Genomic DNA, 24,878 nt, shown 5'->3' with positions numbered 1-24,878 from the left:
CGGAGCTTTTTTGTTATTTGAAGAGGTACATTATGCTTCCTGTGATCGCCTTAGTTGGGCGACCTAATGTCGGTAAATCGACATTGTTCAACCGCTTAACTCGCACCCGCGACGCACTTGTTGCGGACTTCCCGGGCCTTACTCGTGATCGTAAATACGGCCAGGCGAGCTATGACGGCTTTGACTTTATCGTTGTTGATACCGGCGGTATTGATGGCTCCGAAGAGGGTATCGAAACCGAAATGGCCGAGCAGTCTCTGCTGGCGATCGAAGAAGCGGATGTGGTGCTGTTCCTTGTGGATGCCCGTGCCGGTATGACGGTGGCCGATCAGGCCATTGCCCAGCACCTGCGCAAGCAAGAGAAAAAGGTGTTTGTGGTTGCCAACAAAACCGATGGCATTGACGCCGACTCAAACTGTGCCGAGTTTTATCAACTGGCCATGGGTGAGGTATACCAGATAGCCGCAGCTCACGGTCGTGGTATCACAGGTCTGCTAAACAGCGCCTTACAGCCGGTGATCGAAGAGCTTGCCAAAGAGCGCCAACTGCTGATCGAAGAAGACCCGTTTGCCGCCTATGATGACGAGCATCAGCCTCAGGGCGAAGGCGAAGAAGGTGAGCAGGAAGAGCTTGCCGATAAGGCCATTAAACTGGCCATTATCGGTCGCCCTAACGTAGGTAAATCAACGCTGACCAACCGTATTCTCGGTGAAGAGCGGGTGATAGTGTACGATATGCCGGGCACCACCCGGGACTCTATTTACATCCCTATGACCCGTAACGACCGCGAGTATGTGCTGATCGACACCGCCGGTGTTCGTAAGCGTAAAAAGGTCAGTGATGTGGTCGAGAAGTTCTCGGTGATCAAGACCCTTAAAGCTATTGAAGACGCCAATGTGGTGCTTTTGGTGATCGATGCCCGCACAGGTATTTCGGATCAGGACTTGAGCCTGCTGGGCTTCGCCCTCAATGCCGGCCGTTCTTTGGTATTGGCGGTAAACAAATGGGATGGCCTGGACAGCGATGTGAAGGACCGTATTAAGTCTGAGCTTGACCGTCGTTTAGGCTTTGTTGACTTTGCCCGTATTCACTTTATCTCTGCCTTGCATGGCACCGGGGTAGGCCACCTGTTCGAGTCGGTTGAAGAAGCCTATGACTCGGCCACCAAGCGTATCAGCACCGCTATGTTACGTCGTATCATGGATATGGCTCAGGCCGATCACCAGCCGCCGCTGGTGCGTGGTCGCCGCGTTAAGCTCAAATATGCTCACGCCGGTGGTTATAACCCGCCACGTATCGTGATCCACGGTAACCAGGTGCACGAGCTGCCGGACAGTTATAAGCGTTACCTGATGAACTATTACCGCAAGGCGCTGAATATTATGGGTACGCCAATTAAGATCGAGTTTCGTGAAGGGGATAACCCTTATGCCGGTCGCAGCAATAAGATGACCCTGTCGCAGCGTCGTCGTATTAGAAAAATTGGCCAGGAGAGCAAGGACAAGTAAGTTCTTTCCCTGTTAGCAAAAGGCGCTCATTGAGCGCCTTTTTTGTGCAGCTTGAAAAATCGCAGCTAAGTTTATTTGGTAAACTGCTCTAGTACACTAAAGTCCGGTTTGGCCATTAATCGCTGCCATTCAAATCGTGTACGGTGGCGCAATCGTTTGCTGGTGCTGTAGTGCGTTGATTTGCGAGGAGCTAGCTTATCTATCTCACTGTCACAGCCATAAGGAGTAACTAGGTTATTTTTACTGACTAAAATATTCAGATTGTGCAGCCACCAAGATTGAAGGCTAATATCAGCGGGCATATAAAAGCCTTCATACATACAGAGCATCTTTTGCGCGCCAGCTTTCGTTACTAATTGTGCCAATGTTGAGTTAGGCACTTTCTTTGGGTAACACAGGGCATGTTGTTTATCTAACCAAGCTGTTTTTAGAGCTGGCTTGGGCTTTTTGCCATTGTATAGCTTGATAAGGTGCCAATGCGATTTACTGCATACGGCCTTAAGAAAGGAATGAATTGTGGGGTCGAGTTCAGCATCGTCCTCTAATAAAAATAAAAAATCAGCATCTGAAAGTAAAAATTTCTGCAGGGCTTTCTTGTGCGACAAAACGCAGGCAATTTCACCATTACTTAAAGGTTTGTAATAAAGCCTTTTGTTTCTCAGTTGATCATATTCTGCTGTGCTGTGCTGTGCTGTGCTGTGTCTATTTCCGCACCATCGACCGCTTTTATTATCTCAAAGTCCAAAGCTAACTTGCTTAGGTGTTCGCTTATGCGCTGTCGGCGCTCTGTACAGCGATCAAGATTGATTACATAGGTGGCAATACGCAAATTTGGCTCCTTGCTCGCGCTTTTTATTGAAAAGTTTTGGCTGTTAATTTTTAGTAACAAACGTTGAAGGCTAGTCTCTGTTTTTTGTGATCTTGTGTCAATAAAGGGCTTTGTTCTTGTCATGATAAAGACAAAAAAATAGCGCCCTTTGGCGCTATTTCTGAAGTTAAACTCTGGCTTATTCCAGACCCAACACCTTTTTACCTTGAGTAAAGTCAACGTCTACCGGGATATTGGCCTGACTTAGTTTTTCTAGGTCGGCGGCAAGCTCTGGCTTAATATCGCCCATAGAGGCAACCAGTTGATCCACCTTTTGATAATCGCCGTTACCTTGTAGGGTTAGGATCAGGCTAGAAAGCTTGGCCATGGCCGCGCCCATCTTATCCATATTAACGCGGTAAAGGCCGTTAGCGTCTTTAGAGAAAGCGCCTTCTTGTTTAAAGAAGTTAAAGCGGATCATGTTCGCCTTACCATGAGCGCTTGAAGCACCGAAACGAACCGAGCGGAAAATGCCGGCCATAAAGGTGACATAGTAGTCTTCCAGCGTGCCTTCGGTGATCTCGCCTTTTTTCAGCAACTGTTCAACCATGTACAGACCAAGGATATCCGCCTTGCCTTCTTCCAGGGCGCTGGCATGCTCTTGCAGTGATTGACGTACCGTTCCCTTGTCGGTGATGGTATTTTTAATGCCCAGGCCGTGCGCCACTTCGTGGAACATGGTGTTGGCAAAGAAGGCATCGAAGGTGATGTGCTTACGCTGCTCTGGGACGATAAGCTCGGCGGCGATCGGCATCAAAATCTTATCGAACTTGGCGCGCATGGCGTTTTTCAGTTGCAGGCGACGGGTGCCTTTTTCCAACTGGACCTGCTCATCGTTCGGCAGGTTGATGGCGATGGTTTTGCTGCCGGCATTTGAGTGGCCTGCGTAGTAGATCACATCGTAGGCGTTAAGGTCGGCATCCGACCCCGGTACTTCTTGCTTGTACTCGTCGGCAACCGGCAGGCCTTTTTGTAGCTCAGGGAGGAACTGGGCAAACTTGGCCAGGCGCTCACTCCAGGCCATGTCTTTTACCAATACATAAGACTCGAACGCAGCGCGGTAACCGAACAGCTGATCTTCATAGGTTTCAATGGGGCCAATCACCACGTCGATGGGATTATTTTTCATATCCATCCAGGCGAAATCTGAGGCTTGGTAGTCGTCGCTTAACAGGGCGTCGGCACGCATACTCAGGTAGTTGGCGAATTCTTTGTCTTCGGCAAGTTCACTGGCTTCGCGCAGCAACTTGGCGGCGGCCTCTAGTTCGGTTGCATATTCTTGCGAATAGGCGACGCTGTATAGCTTGCCTTCGGCATCGCGTTTGATCACAGAGTAAAGGCCGGTTTTATCGGCAAGATCGCTATTCTCTAGCTCTTCTTTGCTCATATCCGCAGGATAGAATTGGGCGCCGGCCGATTTAGCTTCGAAACCCGAGAGGAATAGCTGATCGCCATTGAGACGATCCCAAGGGCCATAGTTGATCTTGGCAAATTGACGAACTTTTTCATCGCTTAGGCTGTTTAGGAACTCGGCTCGGTCACCGCCGAAAGCCTGTTGCCAGAAGAGCTCGTCCATAATTTTTGAGGCATCGATCAGCTTGGCCAGCATTTTCTTCTGGTTGCCGCTTAGGTGCGTTAGATCTGTATTCAGTTCGAAGTCGGTATAGATATTCAAACGGCTCGGAGCGATATTGATTAACTCTACGGCTGCATTGCTAGGTGCTTGTTCGGCAACGGTTTCGCTGTTGCTTTGCGGCTGTTTTGAACAACCACTAAGGGCAACTAAGCCACCGAGCAGCATGGCTTGAGAGATTTTCGACAGTTTACGCATAAGAGTCCTCGTTGAGTAATTATGAGTCTTGTGGTGCCGGATAAGACTCACAAAATTAGTGAATGCCGGGCTAAGAAGGTGATCCATACCGAGCATGCCTTATATTGGCGATGATGCCTTCTGGATGCTTTTTGGCCTCCAGAGGCACTGATTTTTGTAGTCTTATTTAACCAATTCGTTGTTGTGCTGACAACGGTAAAAAACAGGATAAGGGCGACAAATTTCTAAAATTAATGGTTTTTTGCGCTATCACTTTTAAAACTTTCTCGCTAACTTATAAACAGAAACAAGAAGAGCGTTCGCGTTGCTGAGAAAGGATACCGGATAATGTCTACCGAAAATGCCTTGTTTACCATCTTGGTTGATCGCATCAACAGCGAGACCCTGATACTACCTTCCCTGCCCGAAGTGGCCTTAAAAGTACGTGCCAGTGCCGATGATCCGGATATTTCCTCGCACACCATGGCCGATATGATTGCCACAGATCCAGCCTTGGCAGCGCGCATCATTAAGCTCGCCAACAGTAATTTAATGAACAGCTCGGTGAAGGTGACTGGGGTTAATCAGGCGGTGACATGTGTCGGCTTAGGGCCAATTAAGAATATTGCTACGGCGATGGCCATGGAGCAGTTGTTTGTGTCGCAAAACCCCGTGATCAAGGGGTATATGGATACGGCCTGGCAGAAGACCAATAAGGCTGCTTGTCATGCCATGGTGCTGGTGCAGCAATTTCGTGAGCAGCAGCAACACGCTCGCATTAACGCAGACACCATCACTCTGGCGGCGCTCACATACAACATAGGGATTGTGCCGATTTTAACCGAAGCGGAAAAACACCCAGAGGTGTTTGCGAACCCTTGCTTTCTCGCTCATGCCATTCAAAAACTGGCCGGTTGCATCGGTGCCGCTACCTTAACAGCATGGGGTTTTTCCGAGGAGTTTGTTGAGCTTGCTAAGCTGTGGTGCGATCCAAACTATCGCCCAGAGGACATAGAGTTTGTTGACTTTGTGCGTCTGGGAGCGATTCTTGAAGGCATTTTGCAGGTCTCAGATAAAACGGCGGCACTGCAGGTGTATGTGGATAAGGGCATTATTCCATCGCATGCACTGTTTGCTGAGGACGAGTATCAGGAGTTAGTCAAAGATACCTATGAGGTGTTTTTATAGCTTGGCCTTTGCCGCCGTGCTTGTAGGTCAGCCTTTGCCGTCATAGTTGTAGGTCGGTCTTTGCCGCCATGGATGGCGGTAGTAGAGCAATGCAGGAGCACATTGCCGAAAAGGCCGACAAAAAGCCACATGGTTAAACTTGTCGGCGCAAAGCACCGACCTACACTATTTGTCGGCGCAAAGCACCGACATTTAAGCCTTACAAATCTTTGGCGTCGCCGAGCTCTTTGGTTAAGGCTTCAAGTAATTCCTTGATTTCTTCCGATGCCAGAATAAAGTCGGCATCCAGTTTCACCGCCATATCTTCTTTTGGAATATCGGCATTTTCTTCTTTTAATACCTCGGCATAGTTTACGCGTTTAATCGAACCGTCGTTTTGCAGCATAAACTTGATGCGTTCATGGTATTCCAATGCCAGCTTGGTGACTTCCTTGCCATTGTCCAAATGGTTTTTCACCTCGTCAGTGGCCAGGTCATGGCCCTTAAGCTTGACTTGGGCGCCATTGTCATCCGGATCCTGTAACTCGGCGTCAAGGCCGATGGCAAAGCCTTCCGGGGCATTAAAGTCTTTTAACCAGGAAGTAAGGAATAAACCCAGGTCATAGTTAGCAAAGGCGGGCACCACGGGCAAGGTGCCCAATGATTTACGTAGCAGCGCCAGTAGCTCTTCGGCCTTGTTAAAGCTGCCGCTATTGACGACTACCCAACCATTTTCCATATCGATAAAGGCATATTGCAGGCTCGACTTTTTAAAGGCCTGAGGCAGCAGGGTATTAAGGATATTCTCTTTAAGCTCATCCTTTTCCTTTTTGTTTACTCGGCGGTTTTCCTGTACTTCCAGTTGTTCTACCTTTTCCTGCAGCATGTCGTTAACGACCGCAGCCGGTAGTACTTTTTCTTCGCGCTTGGCGCATACCAGAATCGAGTTTTTAGAAAAGTGGCTTAATGTTTGGCCATGCTTGCCCAGGGCCTTGGTCCAACCGAAGGTGTGCAGATCCTGACTGCCACAGGGGCGGAATAAATCCTGCTCCAGAGCCTTGTCAAAGTCTTCTTGCTGATAGCTGATCTCTTGCTTAAAACGATAGCAAATTAGGTTACTAAACCACATAAATATACTTCCATGGAGCGCCAAAGGCGCAAATTTATAGTGCCGCCATCATAACGGAGTGGCGTCGCTAATTAAACATTAGCATGGGTTTTGGCAGGTCTTTCGGGAGCGAGATGAAATACTGCAACCCTTGATTAGGTGTGCTGCTGACTGATATCTCGCCGCACAGGGTTTGTTTTACCAGGTTAAAGGTAATATGGGTGCCCAAGCCGCTGCCGCCCTGGTCCCGCTTAGTGGTGAAGTAGGGGTTGAATAGCTGTTCCAGTTGCATCGCATTGACGCCGCAACCATCGTCTCTGTATTCGATTAATACCCGCTCATCCTGTTCTCGGATCAGTATATCTATATGACCGTGCTTGGTTTGTTCAAAGCCATGGATCAGCGAGTTCATAATTAAATTGGTAAAGATCTGGCTAATGGCACCGGCGGGTAAGTTAAGGATAAGGTCATCCGGGCACTGAATATTGATTTTATGTTCTGTATTTTTCAGTTTTGGATGCAAGGAGCGGATCACCTCGCCAAGGTATTCTTTTAAGTTAATGGTGCGCACCGCTTCGCTGGCTTGATCTATGGCGATTTGCTTAAAGCTGGCAATCAGCTCGTTAGCGCGGGCAAGATTATTGCCAAGCAACTCGGTACTTTGTTTTGCCTCGCCAATAAATTGCGCCAACTCGGCTGGCGTCAGAGTTTGTTTTTCGTGCGCCTGTTCCAGCTCATTAAGGCGTTCTTGTAAAAATGAGGTGGCAGTGATCCCTATGCCTACGGGAGTATTGATGTCGTGGGTAATGCCGGCAACCAGGCCGCCAAGAGCTGCCATTTTCTCCGAGCCGAGTAAGCGCTCCTGCGTGTTGTTAAGCTCATCCATATAGCGCAGCATTTCTCTTTGTTTGGCAAGCAGCTCCTGTTCGGTCTGGCGCCTCAGTTCAATTTCTTCGGTAAGATTAAGCTTTTGTTTTTCCAGCTCATATTTTTGTTGTTGCAGATCCATCATGGCCTGGCTGAGATTGGAGGTCTTACGGGCTACTTCTTGCTCGAGCTCAATATTTTGTTGGTCGAGTTTTTCGTTGCTCTTGAGCAATTCTTTTTGCGTGTATTTTAGCTTGTTGCGGTATTCGACCACCTTGGCTATCAGGTTATTAAAGGCCTGTGCCATGACGTGGAGTTCGTTTTGCTTATGGGTATCGAGTTTAATTCGGGTGTCTTCGATGGCATCCGGCTCAACCTCTTCGATTTGCTCCGTCAATTGCTGCAAAGGCAAGGTCAGGTGTTTTCTAAAAGCCAATAAAAACAGCAGGATCAAAAAGGTGGTTTTGATCATGGCGTTACCCACGAGCAGGTAAATGGAAACCATAATACGGCTGACCACCACGTCACGACTGGAAAACAAGGTGACATCGCCAACCTGGGTTTCACGGCCGGAAAATTCGAATACCAGAGGAAAGGTATAGCCAAACAGGCCTGACGGCGTATCTTCAATCATAACAGTGTCTTGCGCCAGAGGTTTAGCTTTGCGTTCACGGCTATCTAATGAGCGACCGAGTTGCGAGATCACCTCGCCGCTGTCGTCACGCACTATGATGCCCTCAACCATGGGAATGGCAATAAGGCCCTCGGCTATGGTGACGCTTTGATCTGTATTGAGCTCCCAGATGGCACGGGTCAAGCTGCCGCTAAAGGTTTGTTGCAAAATCTGCAATTCGCTGCGGATATAGCTTTTAGTGTTGAAGTATTCGGCATATATCTGTGCGCAGGTCACCACAAAGGTCAGCACAAAGTAAACGGATAAAACACTGGTAAGGAGTTTTTTCGACAGACTGTTACGCAACATGTTTGAACTTGGCCCTGTGCAACTAAAAAAAGGCGGTGACAAAACTCCGATGTTGAGTTTGTATTTGGTGCCGCTATATCCTCGCAGAAATAGCGCTAAGGATTTTAAAAAACATACAAAATAATAGCTTATTGACAGGCGTTTAACAAAAGCAAATATTTTCGCGGCGCGGTTTTGCGCCCAGGGCAAACTTGTACTTTGTATTCTAAGTTAACAGCACAAGGTGAGGTCGTTGCGTTTGCCTGTCATAGCAAGATGCTCAAGCACTTTACAACTTCGGCAGCCAATTTGCATAAGTATTTCTACGTATTGTTTTGGATATAAGAAAAAAGCATATTATTTGTTAAATATTGCTGTTGACAGAAATAGTCATTTTCGGGCAGTCTAAATGCATGAATACAAATTACGCAACACTGACCATCATTATTACCACCACCATCCGTAGCGGATAGTGGCATGGGTCGGTGCGCGAAGAAAAAAAGGCCTATGCTCTATTGCATGGGCCTTTTTTTTTGGGGTCCTAAAAGGGCGTCATCAGCAGAATAATTGCAGTTAAACGGGAATGAGGAAGTTATGCAGGTATTGAAATTTGGCGGGTCATCACTGGCCGATGCGGATTGCTTAGCTCGGGTTAGCGCCATAGTGCGCGCCGAGCTGAAAGAGCAAATGTTACTGGTATTGTCGGCACCAGGAGGCATGACAGATGCTCTGGTGACCTTAAGCGAACTGGCGCAGTCCGGGCAGGATTACAGTATTCCCTGGCAGGCCCTGTGCGCCCGTGCCGAGGGGTTAAAATCTGAGGTTACAGCACTGGCTGAGGCGCCCGATTCATGGCCCGACTTTCAGGAGCTGAAGCGCCGCCTTGACGGCATTGCTCTGTTGGGGGAATGTCCGGATGCGGTGCACAGTTATATCATCAGCTTTGGCGAACGTATCAGTGTGGCCTTGATGCAGGCCCTGCTGGCCGACCTCGGAGCCCACTGCGTACCCGCAGATCAGGTGGTGCGCTCACATGGTGGCTTTATGGATGCGGAAGTGGATCTCGATGTGTCAAAACAGCTGATGCAGCAGTATTTGCATGCCAACCCGGCAAAAGTATACATAATGCCCGGCTTTACCGGCGCCAATGAGCAGGGACGATTAACTACGCTGGGGCGCAATGGCTCGGATTATTCAGCGGCGGTGGCGGCGGCTTGTTTGGAGGCTGAGGTTTGCCAAATTTGGACCGATGTGGATGGTGTTTACAGCGCTGATCCCCGTTATATCAAGGGCGCCACTAAGGTTGATCATCTCTCTTATAAAGAGGCCATGGAGCTCTCTTATTTCGGCGCTAAGGTGTTGCACCCCAAGACCATAATGCCCTGTGCCAAAGCGGGCGTGCCCTGTGAGATTAAAAATACCCATGCGCCTTCGCTTCCAGGTTCGCTGATCAGCGATGAGGCGCGTTCTTCTGAGCCAGTGAAAGCCATTTCCAGTTTACAGGACCTAGCCATGCTGACTGTGTCTGGCCCGGGTATGAAGGGCAAGGTGGGTATGGCGGCCAAGGTGTTTACCGCACTGGCGATGGATAATGTTTCCATCGTGCTTATCACCCAATCGAGCTGTGAGTTCAGCATTAGTTTTTGTGTGTACCAGCAGGACCTTGCTCTTGCACTAAGGGCGCTTGAGCAGGCCTTTGAGCTTGAAGCCAAGGCCGGGCTTATCGAGCCGGTGCAGGTACAGCGCCACCTCGCCATTGTGACCCTGGTGGGTGACAATATGCGTGCTCATAAGGGCTTGGCTGCCAAGTTTTTTGCTTCCTTAGCGCAGGCACAAGTGAATATAGTGGCCATTGCCCAGGACTCCACGGAAAGCTCGATCTCTGCGGTGATCGATGGCGAGCTGTGTAACGATGCGGTGAAGGTGTGCCATGAAAACTTCTTTACTCATATGCCGTCCATTGATGTTTTCCTGTTAGGTTGTGGCCTGGTGGGCAGCGAATTGTTGAGCCAGGTAGAGAAGCAGCAAGAGTGGCTGAACGCGCGCAATATCAAGTTAAAGGTGCGCGGCATAGCCAACTCAAGGCAGATGCTGCTAAACGGTGAGGGGATAGATTTGCAGCAATGGCCAACGCAGTTGCAGCAAACGGCACAGGAGTTTGACCTGAAATATCTGGAACAATTCGTAAAACAGCATCACCTGATCAACCCGGTGATCGTCGATTGCAGTTCAGCGGCGGCGCTGGCGGATCAATACGTTAATTTCTTAAATGCCGGTTTCCATGTGGTCGCTGCCAATAAAAAGGCCAATACCAGCTCGCAAGCCTATTATTGGCAGTTAAAGGAAGCGGCGCAGCGCAATAACCGACGCTTCCTTTATGAAACCAACGTCGGTGCCGGTTTGCCCGTACTCGATAATCTTCAGTCTTTATTTGGCGCCGGCGACCAGCTATTGCACTTTAGCGGCATTCTGTCTGGTTCCTTGTCGTATATGTTTGGGGTGCTGAGCGATGGCTTAAGCTTGTCCGAGGCCACCATCAAGGCGAAAGAAAGTGGCTTTACCGAGCCGGATCCCCGTGATGATTTGTCCGGTACCGATGTTGCCCGCAAGTTGTTGATCATTGCCCGTGAAGCCGGATTGGAACTCGAACTTGAAGATATAGAAGTTGAGTCTGTCTTGCCGCCAGGCTTTGCTAATGGTCTCAGTGTCGATGAGTTTATGGCTAAGCTGCCCGAGCTCGACAGCGATTTTGCCGACAAGGTGTCCTCCGCCAAGGCTGAGGGTAAGGTGCTGCGTTATGTCGGCAGCATAGACAAGGGGCGCTGCAAGGTCGGCATTGAAGCGGTGGATAGCAAGCATGCCTTATTCGATATTCGCGATGGCGAAAACGCGCTGGCCATTTTGAGTCAGTATTATCAGCCAAGACCCTTTGTGATCCGTGGTTATGGGGCCGGCGCCGAAGTTACGGCGGCGGGGGTTTTCGCCGATATTCTTAAAACATTACCGCGATAAGGACATCTGATGATTCAAGTATATGCTCCGGCTTCCATAGGTAATTTTGCCGTCGGTTTTGATGCCCTTGGCGCCGCCATTGCGCCAATTGACGGCAGTTTGCTCGGTGATCTGGTTAAGGTCAGTGCCAGCACGACCACTGAGTTTGTCTGCTCCGGGCCTTATGCCCATAAGCTACCGGCACAGGCAGAGCAAAACCTGGCCTATATGTGTTTGCAGCATTTTAAACAGGCGGTGGCTCCGGATATGCCGGCGGTGCGTTTAGAGCTGGTAAAAAACCTGCCCGTAGGTTCGGGATTGGGCTCCAGTGCCTGCTCTGTGGTGGCAACTATTGCTGCATTGGATAAGTTTGCCGGCACCGGGCTCAGTGATGAGGCTCTGATCGAGCTGATGGCCGACTTTGAGGCCAAGGTCAGCGGCGGCCGCCATTACGACAATATCACCCCTTGTTATTTGGGGGGCCTGCAACTAACGGCGGAATTTATTCCAGGTAAGTCTCTGGCCATTATGACCCCGGATAACTGGTATCCGGTGGTGGCCTTTCCCGGGTTTACGCTTAACACCGCCAAGGCGCGTGCGGTGCTGCCAAAGCAGCTGGATATGCACCACAGTGTTGAGTTTGCTCAGCGCCTTAGCGCTTTTTGTACTTTGATGCTGCAACAGCGCAGCGAAGAGGCGCTGTCTATCATGATAGATACTGTGGCCGAGCCCCATAGGGCGCAATTGATCGAAGGCTTCAACGCGGCGCAACCGGCGCTGTTACAGCTAGGCGCCAAAGCGGTCAGTATTTCTGGCGCCGGGCCGACACTGTTTGCGCTATGCGACAACCTCGCCAGCGCTGAGCTGTGCCAGCAGTGGCTCAGCGACCACTATATTAATGAACAAGGTTTTAGCCATATTTGCCAACTCGATTGGGCCGGCACCAGAGAATTGAATGAGGAACTAGGGTAATGCAGTTATATAATTTGCAAGATAATGAGCAGGTGGTGTCTTTTGTTGAGGCGGTAAAAACCGGCCTAGGTCGCAATCAAGGGGTGTTTTTCCCTACCGAGCTGACGCCCTTGGCGGATGTTGATGCCTTACTGGAACTCGACTTTGTTACCCGCAGTGCCAAGGTATTGCGTCATCTGTTAGGAGATGAATTGAGCGATGACACCCTGGCGCACATGGTCGCGGGGGCCTTTACCTTCCCTGCGCCCTTGGTCAAGGTAGCCGATAACCTCCATTGTTTAGAGCTGTTTCACGGTCCGACTCTGGCCTTTAAGGACTTTGGCGGACGCTTTATGGCCCAATGTCTGGCGCAGTTTAGTCAGGGCGAGAAGGTTACTATTTTAACCGCCACCAGTGGCGATACCGGAGCCGCCGTGGCTCATGCCTTTTATGGTAAAGAGAATGTCGATGTGGTGATCCTCTATCCCGAGGGCAAGATCTCCGAAGCACAGCAAAAGCTGTTTACCACCCTTGGCGGCAATGTACATTGTTACAGCGTTAAAGGCTCCTTCGATGATTGCCAGGCCATGGTCAAGCAGGGCTTTTTGGATGAAGAGCTGAAATCGCGACTTGGCCTTAACTCGGCCAACTCTATCAATATCAGCCGACTATTGGCGCAGGTCTGCTACTACTTTGAGGCAGTGGCGCAACTGCCGAAAGAGCAAAGAGCGAGCGCACATATTTCTGTGCCCAGTGGTAACTTCGGTAACGTCTGTGCGGCCATGATAGCGGCGGTGATCGGCTTGCCTATCAGCAAGTTGTCGGCCACCACTAACCAAAACGATACCGTACCGCGTTACCTTGAGTCCAAACAATGGCAGCCCAATGAGACTTTGGAGTCCCTGTCTAATGCCATGGATGTGAGTCGGCCAAATAACTGGCCGCGGGTGCAGGTGATGCTCGACAGTGGACAGTTTAGCTATAACGACTTTTTCTCTCACAGTGTGGACGAAGCCACCACTGCGGCGGCGATGCGCGAGTTGCAGGAGTTGGGCTATATGGCCGAGCCCCACACTGCGATTGCCTACCAGGGGCTAAAGGCGGATTTGGCTCCGGGCGAGCAGGGGATCTTTTTGGCCACCGCTCATCCGGCCAAGTTTAAAGACAGTGTGGAAGATATTTTGGGTATTCCTTTGGATATGCCTAAGGCGCTCGCCGATGCCCTTGCCAAGCCCTGCTTAGCCGAGCCCATGGATGCCGATTATCAGCAATTGCGGGAGGCCATGCTGGCGAAACTCGGTTAATTTGGTAAGCTAGCTTTAGCATTAACGAGACGGCTTCGGAGCCGTCTTTTTTATTCGAGAGCTTATATGACATCCTGGTCCGATTTATTGGCAGCGCAAAAAAAGCAGGCCTATTTTCAAGAGACATTAGATTATGTGCAGCAGCGTCGCGATGCGGGTGTTGCCGTGTATCCGCCCAAAGAGCAGGTTTTTGACGCATTTCGCGCCACCGAGTTTAACGATGTAAAGGTGGTGATCTTGGGTCAGGACCCATACCATGGTCCAAATCAGGCCCATGGTCTGTGTTTTTCCGTATTGCCTGGGGTTAAGGCACCGCCTTCGCTGGCTAATATGTATAAGGAGTTGGCACAGGATATTCCTGATTTTGCCATCCCCAATCATGGTTATCTGCAGTCCTGGGCCGAGCAGGGGGTGTTATTGCTCAATACCGTGCTGACGGTGGAGCAGGGCGAGGCCCATTCTCACAAGCACTTGGGTTGGGAGCATTTTACCGATCAGGTGATCGCGGCACTGAACGAGCAAGGTGAAGGCATTGTCTTTTTACTTTGGGGCGCGCATGCGCAAAAGAAGGGCAAGCATATAGATACCACCAAGCATTTTGTGCTTAAAGCGCCGCACCCGTCTCCCTTGTCGGCACACCGAGGCTTTTTTGGCTGTAGCCACTTTTCAAAGGCCAATACCCTGCTTGCAGAGCAAGGAAAACAACCCATAGACTGGCGCTTGCCCAGCTAAGCTAATGCCATAAAAAGCCATAAAAAAAGGAGCAATAAATGCTCCTTTTTTACTAGAAATCTAGCTCTTCTAAGGCGATGGTATCGCTGAATAGATCGAGTTCTTGTAGTTCTTTACGTAAACGTTGTTTATCTTTCAGTGCTTCGATTTCGCGCCACTTTCGTTTTTTATTACGACCGGTATTCTTTCTCGCCTCTGGACCTTCTATTATTTTTAGTAGTTCGTTCAGACTATCCATGACACTCTCCTGTATAACTAACGCAATCAATCTATACCATAGAAAGTACAAAAATAAAACGAAATTGTTTATTTTAAGTTACAGGAAAGTGATGTTTTTATTACCGGGGAATTGTGTGAGAACGCCAGCCTGTCGCTGGCGTTATATTTTGGAAGAAAATTAGAGGGCTGCGAAGCGGCGTTCAAGTTCCACCTGTGCTTCGGCGAAGGCGCGTATGCCTTCAGAGAGCTTCTCGGTGGCCATGGCGTCCTGGTTATGCAACCAACGGAATTCGCTCTCGCTTAGGGCTGCTGGTTTAGCTGCTACACTGGCCGGTGATGTCAGCTGATATTCCGTATTCGCCGGTAATTGAGCCAACTCTTCAAGTAACGCCGGGCTTATGGTCAGGCGATCGCAGCCGGTTAAAGCCAGGATCTCACCGGTATTTCTAAAGCTGGCACCCATGACTATGGTTTCATAACCATGGCCTTTGTAGAATTCATAGATGCTGCGTACCGATTGCACCCCGGGATCCGCCAGCGGATCGCTTGGCTTTTCCATGCCATTGGCCACATGCCAGTCAAGAATACGGCCAACAAAGGGAGAGATAAGGTACACATTAGCATCGGCACAGGCGCGGGCCTGGGCTTCACTGAACAGCAGCGTCAGGTTGCAACGAATGCCTTCCTTTTCCAGCTGCTCGGCGGCTTTAATGCCTTCCCAGGTCGAGGCGATTTTAATTAAAATCTTGTCGCGGCTAACCCCTTCAAGGTCGTACAGGGCCAGCAGTTGTTTTGCTTTCGCTATGCTTGCTTGGGTGTCGAATGACAGACGCGCATCGACTTCGGTAGAAATATAACCGGGAACGATATCGGCGATTTCCTTGCCGATCAGTACGGCGAAGTAATCGCAAGCCAGTGCCAACTGGGCGCTGGTGTCATCACTTTGGCTGCGCGCATATTGCCAGGCCTTATCAAGATAGGGCTGGTAGGCTGGGATTTCGCTGGCCTTAAGTAAGAGTGATGGATTGGTGGTGGCATCCTGGGGTTGATGCTTACGTATTGCTTCAATATCGCCGGTATCGGCAACAATCGTTGAATGCTGCTTCAACTCCTGTAGTGCTGTAGTCATGTGCTTTCCTCATTCCAAGCATTGAGCGTCTACTGAGTTTATCGTCTGTGCCTATAGCAAATAGATAAACACTTATAGGTTATGTAGTTAATGTTGCACCTTAGTGACAACCATGGGGAGGTCAATTGTCCGTGCCAGGGGATTGATGCCATGTAAATAACATCAAAATGAACCGGTCGCCGCCGTTTTGGCGAGAGCGTATGGCACGCAGACCGATTAAGGGTCATGAACCCTCTAATAAAGCGTGATCTTTGCTTTATTTAATGTTGAAATTGACACTATTGTAGAGCCAAGTCAACAGCATTTATGATCACAGTCATTTCCCCAGCAAAAAACCTTGATTACGAGACTGCCGCTCCGGTAGCAACTCACAGTCAACCCGAATTACTCGCCTACAGTGAAGAATTGATTTCTGTATGCCGCGACTTAACGCCGCAGCAAATCGGCAGCCTGATGAAAATAAGCGATAAGCTCGCCGGTTTAAATGCCGCCCGCTTTAGCGAATGGTCTCAGCCTTTTAACAGCGATAATGCCAAGCAAGCTATTTTTGCCTTTAACGGTGATGTGTATACCGGGCTTGAAGCGAGTACATTAAGTGCTGATGCACTGGATTATGCGCAAGGACATTTGCGTATTCTTTCCGGTTTATACGGAGTACTTAAGCCGCTCGATCTAATGCAGGCCTACCGCTTGGAAATGGGGACTAAATTAGAAAACCCAAAAGGCACCAACTTATACCAGTTCTGGGGCAGTATTATTGCCGAAAAGCTCAATGAAGTTTTGGCTCAAAGTGGTGCCAAGCAATTGATTAATCTTGCTTCGAATGAGTATTTTAAAGCGGTGGATAAGAAGGCACTGAACGCCGACATTATTACGCCGGTATTTAAAGACTGCAAAAATGGTCAATATAAGGTGATCAGCTTCTACGCGAAAAAGGCGCGTGGCATGATGGCCCGTTATATTATGGAAAATAAGGTTGAGACTCTGGCGCAGCTTAAGGAGTTTACAACAGCGGGTTATTACTTTAGTGCCGAAGCTACGGTTAAGGAAAATGAGCCGGTATTTTTGCGTGAAGAACAGGGATAAGAAAGCCCGAACAATAAAAAAAGCGCCCTCGGCGCTTTTTTTATTGTCTAACTGCAGGTCACAGCTCAGCGCGACACGCCTTACTGACGAGCGTAATTGGTAAACTCGCGCAACGACAGTTTACCGTCTTTATCTTGATCATAACTGCTAAAGCGAGACCACAAGGCCGGCTCTTGCGCCGCTTCCGACTTGCTAATAGCGCCGTCACGGTTTCGGTCTAATTCTTTAAAGCGCGACTCGATACTGCTGGCCTGCACCGAAGTGGTGACAAAGGCAAGCATCAAGGTGCTTAAAACTAATGCTGCAATTTTATTCATGTAAAAATCCTAGCGTACAGGTTACGCATATTATGCTGTTAGCCTAACCAAATTTGTGAACCTGGCCAAATGGAATAAGATTAATCGCCTAATTGCTGAGATTAAGTTGGCCACTTAGGCCGTCGTCTGCCAATTCAAAGACATGCTCACCGATTTGCTTGGGGTCCAGCTGCAAATTATGCGGCATTGTTTGTTGCGGACTTGCCAACTGATTAAACGATGGGCTCGCTGACTGCACTGCTGCTGGCTGATTCGTCGCGGAGTGAGACTCCGAAGGTTGTTTAGCGCTTACCAGGGTAACACATAAAATTAAGGCTACGACCAATACTACACGTCGCACGGTATTCTCCAATTCATAGTGGCTTAATTGAAACTCATTTATAAATGTAAGTGAAGGTCTTTAGACCGCAGGGTGGCTCTCCTAGCAAATTCAATGCCAGTTTTTAAAGTTTATATTTTTCAGTTGGTTATATTTTTAAGGTGAGGGTTGAGCTGAATGGTTTGTAGCTATTTTGCAACAGCTTATGGTTTCTTTAAATTTTTCTACTAAATTTCAAATAGTTAGTTTTTCTCTTTTTGGCAACAAGGAGTCATGGTGATTTTTCGCATGCTGCACTGGCGCCCCAGCCTGTTCGCCCAATTCTTTATCGGCGTGGCCATACTGCTAGTGCCTTTGGCCTTAGTTGTGGTGGTATTTTTACAGGCTCTGGACCAGCATATGGTCAATACCCAGCAGATGGTATTGAGCAGTTACCAGAAGAATGAACAATTCAATGAGTTTAAGCAGCTGTTTCAATCCCTGGAGCGGGCAACGCTACAAAATTGGGTATTAAAAAGCGAGCAACTTAGTAAGGCGGTGAATGAGCAATGGCATAAGGCCGATGCGCTTTTGACGCAGCAGGCCAAGGCGGCCACCTCGGCTGGTGAGCTGGTTCGTTGGCAGCATTTGCAGGCGGATTTTGTCGCCAGCCGAGAAAATATAGAGCAGCAGGAGCAGGCCAATGCCGAGTTGTTTTCACCGCTGCGCCAACAAATCAACAGCCATGGTAATTGGTTGCACACTCATACCAAGGAACAGATAGACCTGGCACAACAGGCGCTTACGGATCTACAACAGAGCTTTATTAACTGGTTGGTGGCCCTGGTGCCCATAGTGTTGCTGCTCGGTGGTGGTTATTTATGGCGCCTAAGCAGCAATCTCGGGTATTTATCTCGAGTGATAAGTCAGCTAGGTAAGGGCGATTGGGATGTGGATATTCAACTCACCGGTGCCAAAGAGCTGCGAGATCTGGGGCAAAAACTTAACTGGATGCAGCAGCAATTACAAAGCCTGGAGCAGCAAAAAGATACCTTTTTACGCCATGTGACCCATGAGTTAAAAACGCCCTTGGCCTCCATGGTGGAAGGCTGTGATTTATTGCAGGAGCAGCTGGTGGGCCCCATCAATGAGCAGCAGCAAGATGTACTGCAATTGATCAGCCAAAGCACAGATCGTCTTCATGGCATGATCACAAACCTGCTAAATTATAACGCCATCAAGGCACGGACCCTGAGTAATAAAGGCTGCCAACTCGATACGTTAAAGGCTCAGGTACAGGAGCACTTTGCCGAACGCCTGCGGTTGGGTCGGCAAACCTTGGTATGGCGCTGCCCGGCGGAGCTTAAAGAGTTGCCCCTTGATGGTGAATTGTTACAAATGATCTTGGTGCAACTGGTTTCCAATGCCATTAAGTTTTCACCCAATGGGGCGCAAATAGAGATAAAAATCGAGCGTTATAAGCAAGAGCTGGAGATAGCCGTAGTCGATCAGGGACCGGGTATAAAGGAGTCAGAGCGCGAGCGTTTATTCGATGCCTTCTATCAGGGGCAGGCTGCCAAGCGCAACGCCGTGGCCGGCAGTGGTTTGGGGTTATCCATAGTCAAGGAATGTGTTAACCAACTCAATGGCGAGGTGCAGATCCATTCAGGCTCACCTCAGGGCAGTTGTTTTAGGCTTAAATTTAGTTGCTAATGGAGTCAAGATGTTGAAATTTGCCAAGTGTGTTGCCGTGTTACTGGTGCCCATCTTGAGTGCGGGCTGTCAGTTGCCGGGCCCAAGAACGGCGGGAGAGACTAGTCACTTAGGTGAGCTTGAAAAGCAGGCTCCCAACCCTAAACCCAGGCCTAAGCAACAACCCATCTACCCCAGTGCCGAGCAGTTGGTGCAATGGCATGCACAGCAATGCGGCGGTTTTACCTCGGCCACCGAGTTACAGGAATATGTGGCGGCGCCGAGGCTGAAGCAATTTTTTGCCCGCCTCTGCTTACGGGGCCAATCAAACCCGGACGAGCTACTAAGCGACCTTGAGGTGATCAGCGGTCAATATTACTGGCCCGAGTCCAGCGCCCGTTATTTCTGGTTGCTTAAGCAGCAGCTTCAGGCCAATGCCCAACAACAACAGCAACTTGCTAAGCTGCGCCAAGAGCAGCAGCAAATGCAGGAAAAAATGGAAAAGACCTTGTCGTCGCTGGCGGCCATAGAGCAGCAATTGCTGCAACGTGCGTCCCAGCAGGAGGATAATAATGAGTTCTAAAGCACGGGTTTTACTTGTTGATGATGATGTCAGTTTATTAAAACTACTGACCATAAGGCTGATGGCCAATAACTACGAAGTGACCACGGCCAATAGCGCCCCTCAAGCCTTGAGTGAGTTGCAGCAGCAAACCTTTGACGTGGTGCTGACCGATTTGCGCATGGACGATATCGACGGTTTGCAACTGGCCGAACAAATTCAGCAGCTTTATCCTAGCTTACCCGTGGTAATGATGACGGCGCACGGCTCTATTCCCGATGCGGTACGTGCCACCAAGCAGGGTATTTTTGCGTTTTTGACCAAACCCATAGATAAGGATGAGTTGATCGACACCCTGGCTAAAGCCGTGCGTCTGCATGGTCAAGGGCAGGGGCACGCTCAGCAAGTAAGTCACCCCTATATAGTGACTCGCAGTGCCACCATGTATCACCTGTTAGAGCAAGTGCGTATGGTGGGAGCCACGGATGTGAATGTATTGATTTCCGGCGCCAGCGGTACGGGTAAAGAGCTGCTGGCCAGAGCCGTGCATGAGAGCAGTGCGGTTAGCACCGGCCCTTTTGTTGCCATTAACTGCGGCGCTGTGCCCGCCGAGCTCTTGGAATCCCAGCTGTTCGGCCATAAAAAGGGTTCCTTTACCGGTGCGACCGCCGACCATGTGGGGCTCTTTTCCGAAGCCCAAAATGGCACCTTGTTTCTTGATGAAATAGGGGATATGCCGTTGAATTTACAGGTTAAGCTGTTGCGCGTCCTGCAAGAGAAAAAAATCCGCCCGGTTGGTCATAGCGAGGAAATTCCGGTTAATGTCAGAGTGGTGTCGGCCACCCACAAGGATTTGCCTGCGGCAATCCGTGATAACAGTTTCCGCGAGGATCTCTACTATCGCTTAAATGTGGTGAACCTGCGTTTGCCAGCCTTGAGCGAACGTCGAGAGGATATCTCCTTGTTGGCGCATCACTTTTGTGAGCAAATTGCCGCTCGTCAGCAGCAAGGGGTGAAACGTTTCAGCGATGATGCCATGGACTTGCTTTTGCGCCACGACTGGCCCGGTAATATTCGCCAGCTGCAAAACGTAGTGGAGCAGGTGGTGGCATTGAGCCCTGGGGTGCTGATCAGTGCCCAGCAGGTGGCCATGGCCTTGCAGTGTGAGCTCGAAGCCAGCTCGCCCATTGCCTTAAACGAGGCTAAGCGCCAGTTTGAGCGCCAGTATTTGATTAATGTATTGAAAATGGTGGATGGCAATGTCGCTCAGGCAGCCAAATTGGCCAAGCGTAACCGCAGCGACTTCTATAAACTGATTAAGAAGCATGAGATCGATGTGGAGCAATTCAGCCGCGACTGATTAACCGTTATAATGCCGCCACACAAGGCCAAAGGAGTGAGTGATGCAATTATTTATGGTTTACCTGGGCGGTCGCATCGAAGGCTGTCATATTGAAATGCACGATGTGCGCTTTGTCGTTGGTGAGCGTATTGAAGATTGTTACGGCAAGCTCAAAGCCCAATGGGTGGGCAATAAAAACAGTGTGCATATGGACAGTTATATGGCGGTGCACCATATCGACGGCTATGCGGTGAGCCTGGGTGATGCGCCGCAACAGCGCAGTGAACGCCTCTATTTCGTTAATTTAGGCGCCTATCGTGCCGATCAACTTGCCGAACAACATGCTTTTACTTTGACCGTGGCGACCAGCGCCGAGCAGGCCAAACAACGGGTGAAGCAGGGTTTACTTACCGGCATGAGTCATCAGCATAAAGACGATTTACATGAGGTGGATGACTGCTTTGCCCTGGATCTGATCGATGCCCAGTATCATATCCATCTTACTCCCAGCAACCAGGCGCAAGCCATGCATCCGGACTGGTTTGGCTACCATGTGCTTTAGGGCGTGGCTTTGAAGCTTAGTCGTCGTTTTCTTCTTGCTTGATTGCGATGCGGATGGCGAGGATCACCAAGGCGAATAAGGCAAATGGCAGGGCCGCCAAGGAATATTCCACCAAATTGCTATCTTGATAGTTAGGTTGTAAAACGAAATGCCCGCCGACACACAAGGCGATGGCGATAAATAAAATGGGTAGCAGGGCGAGCTCTTTTTTTGCCTGATGTTTTTTCACAAGTGATTTCACGTGAGGATAAAGGCAGCTATTGTAATTAAGCCTGGCCCCGTGATTCAAGCTTTATCCTTGTTGCGCTGCTGTCATCTTGCTCGCGAAACAGCGCCCTACTATATCCAGTTTTTGCGGTCATAGTATCTAGCCTTGCACATCTAGCTGTGTAAGTAATTACCAACTTATTACGCAGGCTAGATGCTCTTTAATTAATCGATTTTGAATCAGGACAAGGGTATATCAACAAGGATGGTCACACCGCGACCATCTTCGCGGTTGCTGGCGCGTATCTGGCCGTGATGAAAATCAACAATCAGACGAGCGATATACAGGCCCAAACCCAGATGCGGCTGTTGCTGCTTATCCTGAGCGCGCACCGACACCATGGAGTCGAAAATATGTTTACCTATGTCCTTAGGTAGCGATGGCCCTAGATTGCTAATGCTGAGTTGAGCTTGGTTGTTTTCTCGTGCCAAGGTGACCAATATTTCACTCTCAGGCTCAGCAAATTCCAGGGCGTTGTTGATCAGCTTATCAAGCAACTGCGCGAAAAAGTCGGCGGCCCCTTGCACAGGAAGCGCCTCTTGGGTGATATCCAGGGCAAAGCGTGCCTGTGGATAAGCCAACTGATAGCCCTGCATACAGCCTTGCAGCACCTGGGTGAGATCATAATGCTCCCGCGCCGAGGTATTAATGCTCTGTTCCAACCGAGTCGCCTCGCTCATGGTGGTGATAAGCTTATTCAAGCGGGCGACCCCTTCTTGAGCCCGGGTCAGGTATTTTTGTTGCTGCGGTTCGTGGGCGATCAATTGCAGATTTTCCAGCGAGCTGCGTACCACGGCCACCGGCGTTCGCAATTCGTGAGAAAGGCGCGACGACATATTTTCCAGATAATGGGTATAGCCGCCAAGGCGATTAACTATATTAGCGAAGCTGCGCGAGAGGTCGCCTATTTCGTCACTGTCGTTACTCACGCTCAGTTGCGCCCGTACTCGGCCCTGTTCATCAATGGCCTGCTCGGCACTGTCGCGTAAGCGGCGAATACGTGAGGAAATGCGCGAGGCAAAGAAAAACAATGAGATGGTGCCCACCAGCATCACCGCAATAATCACATTAAAGAGCTTTTCCAGCGCCTTGTTGCGCAGAGTGCGCACGCCATTGGTGGTTTCTTCGGCGATAACAGCGCCCAGCACCTGCTCATTACTCCAAATGGGGTAGGCGGCGGAGAGGATCACCGCTTTGCTGTCTGGTGTCAGGCGCCAGTTCGAGGCCGGCTCACCGCGTAAGGCACTGGCAATATGACTGCCTTGCAGCGCCGCCACATCATGTAAAATATCGAGAAAGTCACTGGGTGGCTTGGTCAGAATTTGGTAATAGAGCGGGTGCAAAAAACGCTGCTCGAAACGCTGCCACATGCCTTCATTATCCTGCTCCTGTAAGGAGCTGGCCCAGACTCCGTCCGCATGTTGAATGGTGCCCGATTGCGCCAGCACCCTGTGATGTTTATCCACCACCCAGATACGGCTGCCGCTGTGGCCCATGCCCTTGATAATGCGTTTAATCTCCGGTGAGGGCAGCAGCACAGTGCCAAGTGTATTGGCATCGGCAATATTAGAGGTGGCCATTAAATGACGCTCTTGCTCGCCCGTGTCCCAATCGCTGATGGCAAAGCCGAGCTTGTTGCCAAGCATGGACAGGGGCATACGCAGTTCTATGTTATAGCCTTGCTCGGTCTGGCGAAAATAGCCCTGAATATCCTTATAGGGAGTCAATTCGGGAAGGCTAAAGGCATTTACCCAGCCGTCTTCGCGGGTGGCAATTATGTAATTTTTTAGCTCGCCATTGGGAGACTTAATGGCGATTTTTAAATGATCGTTGCGCTCCAGACTAAGGGCATTTTTTGGGCGCAGACGAACCTGGTTATCCTGTACCGCGAACACCGCATACAGGTGCTGGCCGTATTTGCCGACCATGTGTGCGAATGACAGGTCGCTGTCATCATGATCCGGGTTTGGAGTTTGCAGGTAGTTACCCTGGTATTGCCACATCAGGCTTTGATAGGGAGCCCAGTCACCAAGCTCGCCATCGAGGCGGATGGCATTGTTGATCTGGTAGGCGTAAAGGTCGCGACCCTTTTCTACCTTGGCGGTAAATTCACTGGCATTTTCAAATAAAGCGGGGCGTTCATGCAGGGCGGTGGCCAGCGCTCTTGTGGTTCCGACCAGGGTTTTTTCTTGACCCTGGCGCAGATACTTTTCCATTTCCCACACATATTCGTAGCCAAGCCAGGGCAGCACCAGTAAAAAGCAGGACAGCAAGACCACCTTGCTGCGCAGCCCAAGCCCAAAGCGCGCCATCTATTTGCTTTCCCAGCGATAACCCATGCCATATACGGTGTCGATGCAATCGAACTGGGCATCGAGCGCCTGGAACTTGCGACGAATGCGTTTTACATGGGAGGTGATTGTACTGTCGTCAACGTAAATTTTGGCATCGCTCATCAGTTCATCCCGGCTTTTTACATGCCCCGGACGCTTAGCCAGTGAATGCACCATCCAAAACTCGGTCACGGTCAAATCCACCGCCTCACCCAGCCAGTTGGCGCGCAAACGTTTTAGGTTCAGCTCCAGCTTGTCTTGTACCAGGGTGTCCTCTTGTTCACTTGGTAAGCCTTGCGCTTCAACGCGGCGAAACAGCGCAGCGATACGCGCCGCCAAATGAGCCATGCTGATGTCCTTGGTAAGATAATCATCGGCACCCATACGCAGCCCACATACGGTATCTATTTCACTGTCGCGAGCGGTCAGAAAAATAATTGGCAGGGTTTGTGAGCGGGCCCGTAAGCTTTGGCACAGCATAAAGCCGCCATCGATTTCGTTGCCCAAGCCGATATCAACTATGGCCAGATCCGGCAAACGCTCGCTCAGTGCTAGCTCGGCGCTGGGCCTGTCGGCGAAACCTTGCACTTCATAGCCTTGCCCTTGCAGCATTTCTACATAGTTATCGCGGATCGCGGCTTCGTCTTCAATAATGGCTATTCGTTTCATCTTAGGGCTAACTTACGGCTAACAAGGTGATTTTGTTAACACTATACCCTGATTTGCTAGCCTTGGGATGAACGAAGCAGCAATTGCCATAATTGATCATAATTCCCCAAAGTTGCGCCTAAGAATGTGAGCTT

At 49.9% G+C, this 24,878-nt stretch carries 23 protein-coding genes; 11 read left to right on the top strand and 12 right to left on the bottom strand.

Going from position 1 to position 24,878, the window contains the following annotated elements; genetic code table 11:
• Window positions 1-32 precede the first annotated feature (32 nt).
• A complete protein-coding gene (der, locus tag C2M24_RS09955; RefSeq protein WP_105200227.1) occupies window positions 33-1,508 on the top strand; it encodes a ribosome biogenesis GTPase Der in 1,476 nt (491 codons plus the stop codon).
• A gap of 71 nt (window positions 1,509-1,579) precedes the next feature.
• On the opposite strand, the gene C2M24_RS09950 is transcribed toward der, so the two are convergent.
• From C2M24_RS09950 to C2M24_RS09940, 3 genes are all read right to left on the bottom strand, one after another.
• Entirely contained in the window at window positions 1,580-2,170 is a 591-nt protein-coding gene (locus tag C2M24_RS09950; RefSeq protein WP_105214661.1) for a glycosyltransferase family 25 protein, read from the bottom strand.
• A complete protein-coding gene (locus C2M24_RS16245) occupies window positions 2,167-2,337 on the bottom strand; it encodes a glycosyltransferase family 25 protein (protein WP_158683753.1) in 171 nt (56 codons plus the stop codon). The genes C2M24_RS09950 and C2M24_RS16245 overlap by 4 nt, the downstream gene beginning before the upstream one ends.
• Before the next feature lie 178 nt (window positions 2,338-2,515).
• Complete coding sequence (locus C2M24_RS09940) at window positions 2,516-4,207, bottom strand: dipeptidyl-peptidase 3 family protein (RefSeq protein WP_105214657.1); 1,692 nt, start codon at window positions 4,205-4,207, stop codon at window positions 2,516-2,518.
• 327 nt (window positions 4,208-4,534) lie between these two features.
• Between C2M24_RS09940 and C2M24_RS09935 the strand changes: the two genes are divergently transcribed.
• Window positions 4,535-5,374 carry an HDOD domain-containing protein gene (locus C2M24_RS09935; protein WP_105214655.1) on the top strand — a complete coding sequence of 280 codons (840 nt, stop codon included), beginning with the start codon at window positions 4,535-4,537 and terminating at the stop codon, window positions 5,372-5,374.
• A gap of 199 nt (window positions 5,375-5,573) precedes the next feature.
• Here the strand turns inward: C2M24_RS09935 and rdgC are convergent, their stop codons facing one another.
• On the bottom strand, window positions 5,574-6,482 hold the full coding sequence (gene rdgC / locus C2M24_RS09930; RefSeq protein WP_105214653.1) for a recombination-associated protein RdgC: 909 nt from the start codon (window positions 6,480-6,482) through the stop codon (window positions 5,574-5,576).
• A 67-nt stretch (window positions 6,483-6,549) separates the two neighbouring features.
• Window positions 6,550-8,310 (bottom strand): sensor histidine kinase, encoded by a 1,761-nt coding sequence (locus tag C2M24_RS09925; protein WP_105200234.1) that lies wholly within the window; start codon window positions 8,308-8,310, stop codon window positions 6,550-6,552.
• Window positions 8,311-8,883: 573 nt separating this feature from the next.
• Here C2M24_RS09925 and thrA point away from each other — a divergent pair.
• The 4 genes from thrA (at window position 8,884) to ung (ending at window position 14,267) form a co-directional block, all read left to right on the top strand.
• Complete coding sequence (thrA, locus tag C2M24_RS09920) at window positions 8,884-11,301, top strand: bifunctional aspartate kinase/homoserine dehydrogenase I (RefSeq protein ID WP_105214651.1); 2,418 nt, start codon at window positions 8,884-8,886, stop codon at window positions 11,299-11,301.
• A gap of 9 nt (window positions 11,302-11,310) precedes the next feature.
• Window positions 11,311-12,252, top strand: a complete 942-nt coding sequence (thrB, locus tag C2M24_RS09915) for a homoserine kinase (RefSeq protein ID WP_105214648.1) — start codon at window positions 11,311-11,313, stop codon at window positions 12,250-12,252.
• A complete protein-coding gene (thrC, locus tag C2M24_RS09910; RefSeq protein WP_105214646.1) occupies window positions 12,252-13,535 on the top strand; it encodes a threonine synthase in 1,284 nt (427 codons plus the stop codon). Before thrB ends, thrC begins: the two co-directional genes overlap by 1 nt.
• 66 nt (window positions 13,536-13,601) lie before the next feature.
• Window positions 13,602-14,267: a uracil-DNA glycosylase gene (ung, locus tag C2M24_RS09905; RefSeq protein ID WP_105214644.1), complete on the top strand. Its 666-nt coding sequence runs from the start codon at window positions 13,602-13,604 to the stop codon at window positions 14,265-14,267.
• Window positions 14,268-14,319: 52 nt separating this feature from the next.
• Here the strand turns inward: ung and C2M24_RS09900 are convergent, their stop codons facing one another.
• Complete coding sequence (locus C2M24_RS09900; RefSeq protein ID WP_105214642.1) at window positions 14,320-14,505, bottom strand: DUF3545 family protein; 186 nt, start codon at window positions 14,503-14,505, stop codon at window positions 14,320-14,322.
• A 159-nt stretch (window positions 14,506-14,664) separates the two neighbouring features.
• Entirely contained in the window at window positions 14,665-15,615 is a 951-nt protein-coding gene (tal, locus tag C2M24_RS09895; protein WP_105214640.1) for a transaldolase, read from the bottom strand.
• 306 nt (window positions 15,616-15,921) lie between these two features.
• On the opposite strand from tal, the gene yaaA reads away from it, so the two are divergent.
• Window positions 15,922-16,701, top strand: coding sequence for a peroxide stress protein YaaA (gene yaaA / locus C2M24_RS09890; protein WP_105200241.1), 780 nt, complete (start codon window positions 15,922-15,924; stop codon window positions 16,699-16,701).
• Window positions 16,702-16,781: 80 nt separating this feature from the next.
• On the opposite strand, the gene C2M24_RS09885 is transcribed toward yaaA, so the two are convergent.
• Both C2M24_RS09885 and C2M24_RS16010 read right to left on the bottom strand, forming a co-directional pair.
• Complete coding sequence (locus C2M24_RS09885; RefSeq protein ID WP_105200242.1) at window positions 16,782-17,018, bottom strand: EF-hand domain-containing protein; 237 nt, start codon at window positions 17,016-17,018, stop codon at window positions 16,782-16,784.
• 88 nt (window positions 17,019-17,106) lie between these two features.
• Window positions 17,107-17,358: a hypothetical protein gene (locus C2M24_RS16010; RefSeq protein WP_105200243.1), complete on the bottom strand. Its 252-nt coding sequence runs from the start codon at window positions 17,356-17,358 to the stop codon at window positions 17,107-17,109.
• A 252-nt stretch (window positions 17,359-17,610) separates the two neighbouring features.
• On the opposite strand from C2M24_RS16010, the gene C2M24_RS09880 reads away from it, so the two are divergent.
• The 4 genes from C2M24_RS09880 to C2M24_RS09865 are packed head-to-tail and all read left to right on the top strand — an operon-like array spanning window position 17,611 to window position 21,474.
• Window positions 17,611-19,029: a sensor histidine kinase gene (locus tag C2M24_RS09880; protein WP_105214638.1), complete on the top strand. Its 1,419-nt coding sequence runs from the start codon at window positions 17,611-17,613 to the stop codon at window positions 19,027-19,029.
• 10 nt (window positions 19,030-19,039) lie between these two features.
• The gene (locus tag C2M24_RS09875; RefSeq protein WP_105200245.1) at window positions 19,040-19,591 is read left to right on the top strand and encodes a hypothetical protein; all 552 of its coding nucleotides are present in this window, start codon (window positions 19,040-19,042) and stop codon (window positions 19,589-19,591) included.
• Entirely contained in the window at window positions 19,581-20,930 is a 1,350-nt protein-coding gene (locus C2M24_RS09870; RefSeq protein WP_105200246.1) for a sigma 54-interacting transcriptional regulator, read from the top strand. The genes C2M24_RS09875 and C2M24_RS09870 overlap by 11 nt, the downstream gene beginning before the upstream one ends.
• 43 nt (window positions 20,931-20,973) lie before the next feature.
• Window positions 20,974-21,474 carry a DUF1543 domain-containing protein gene (locus tag C2M24_RS09865; protein ID WP_105214636.1) on the top strand — a complete coding sequence of 167 codons (501 nt, stop codon included), beginning with the start codon at window positions 20,974-20,976 and terminating at the stop codon, window positions 21,472-21,474.
• A 16-nt stretch (window positions 21,475-21,490) separates the two neighbouring features.
• Here C2M24_RS09865 and C2M24_RS09860 read toward each other — a convergent pair whose 3' ends face one another.
• The 3 genes from C2M24_RS09860 to pdsR all read right to left on the bottom strand — a co-directional run bounded on the left by C2M24_RS09860 (window position 21,491) and on the right by pdsR (window position 24,687).
• Entirely contained in the window at window positions 21,491-21,703 is a 213-nt protein-coding gene (locus C2M24_RS09860; protein ID WP_105200311.1) for a hypothetical protein, read from the bottom strand.
• A 218-nt stretch (window positions 21,704-21,921) separates the two neighbouring features.
• Window positions 21,922-24,054 carry a proteobacterial dedicated sortase system histidine kinase gene (gene pdsS / locus C2M24_RS09855; protein WP_105214634.1) on the bottom strand — a complete coding sequence of 711 codons (2,133 nt, stop codon included), beginning with the start codon at window positions 24,052-24,054 and terminating at the stop codon, window positions 21,922-21,924.
• Entirely contained in the window at window positions 24,055-24,687 is a 633-nt protein-coding gene (gene pdsR / locus C2M24_RS09850; protein WP_442792514.1) for a proteobacterial dedicated sortase system response regulator, read from the bottom strand.
• Window positions 24,688-24,878: the final 191 nt, after the last annotated feature.

It is taken from the genome of Pseudoalteromonas sp. T1lg22, from assembly GCF_002964645.1.
Taxonomy (GTDB): Bacteria; Pseudomonadota; Gammaproteobacteria; order Enterobacterales; family Alteromonadaceae; genus Pseudoalteromonas.
This window is presented reverse-complemented; position numbering and strand designations above follow the sequence as displayed.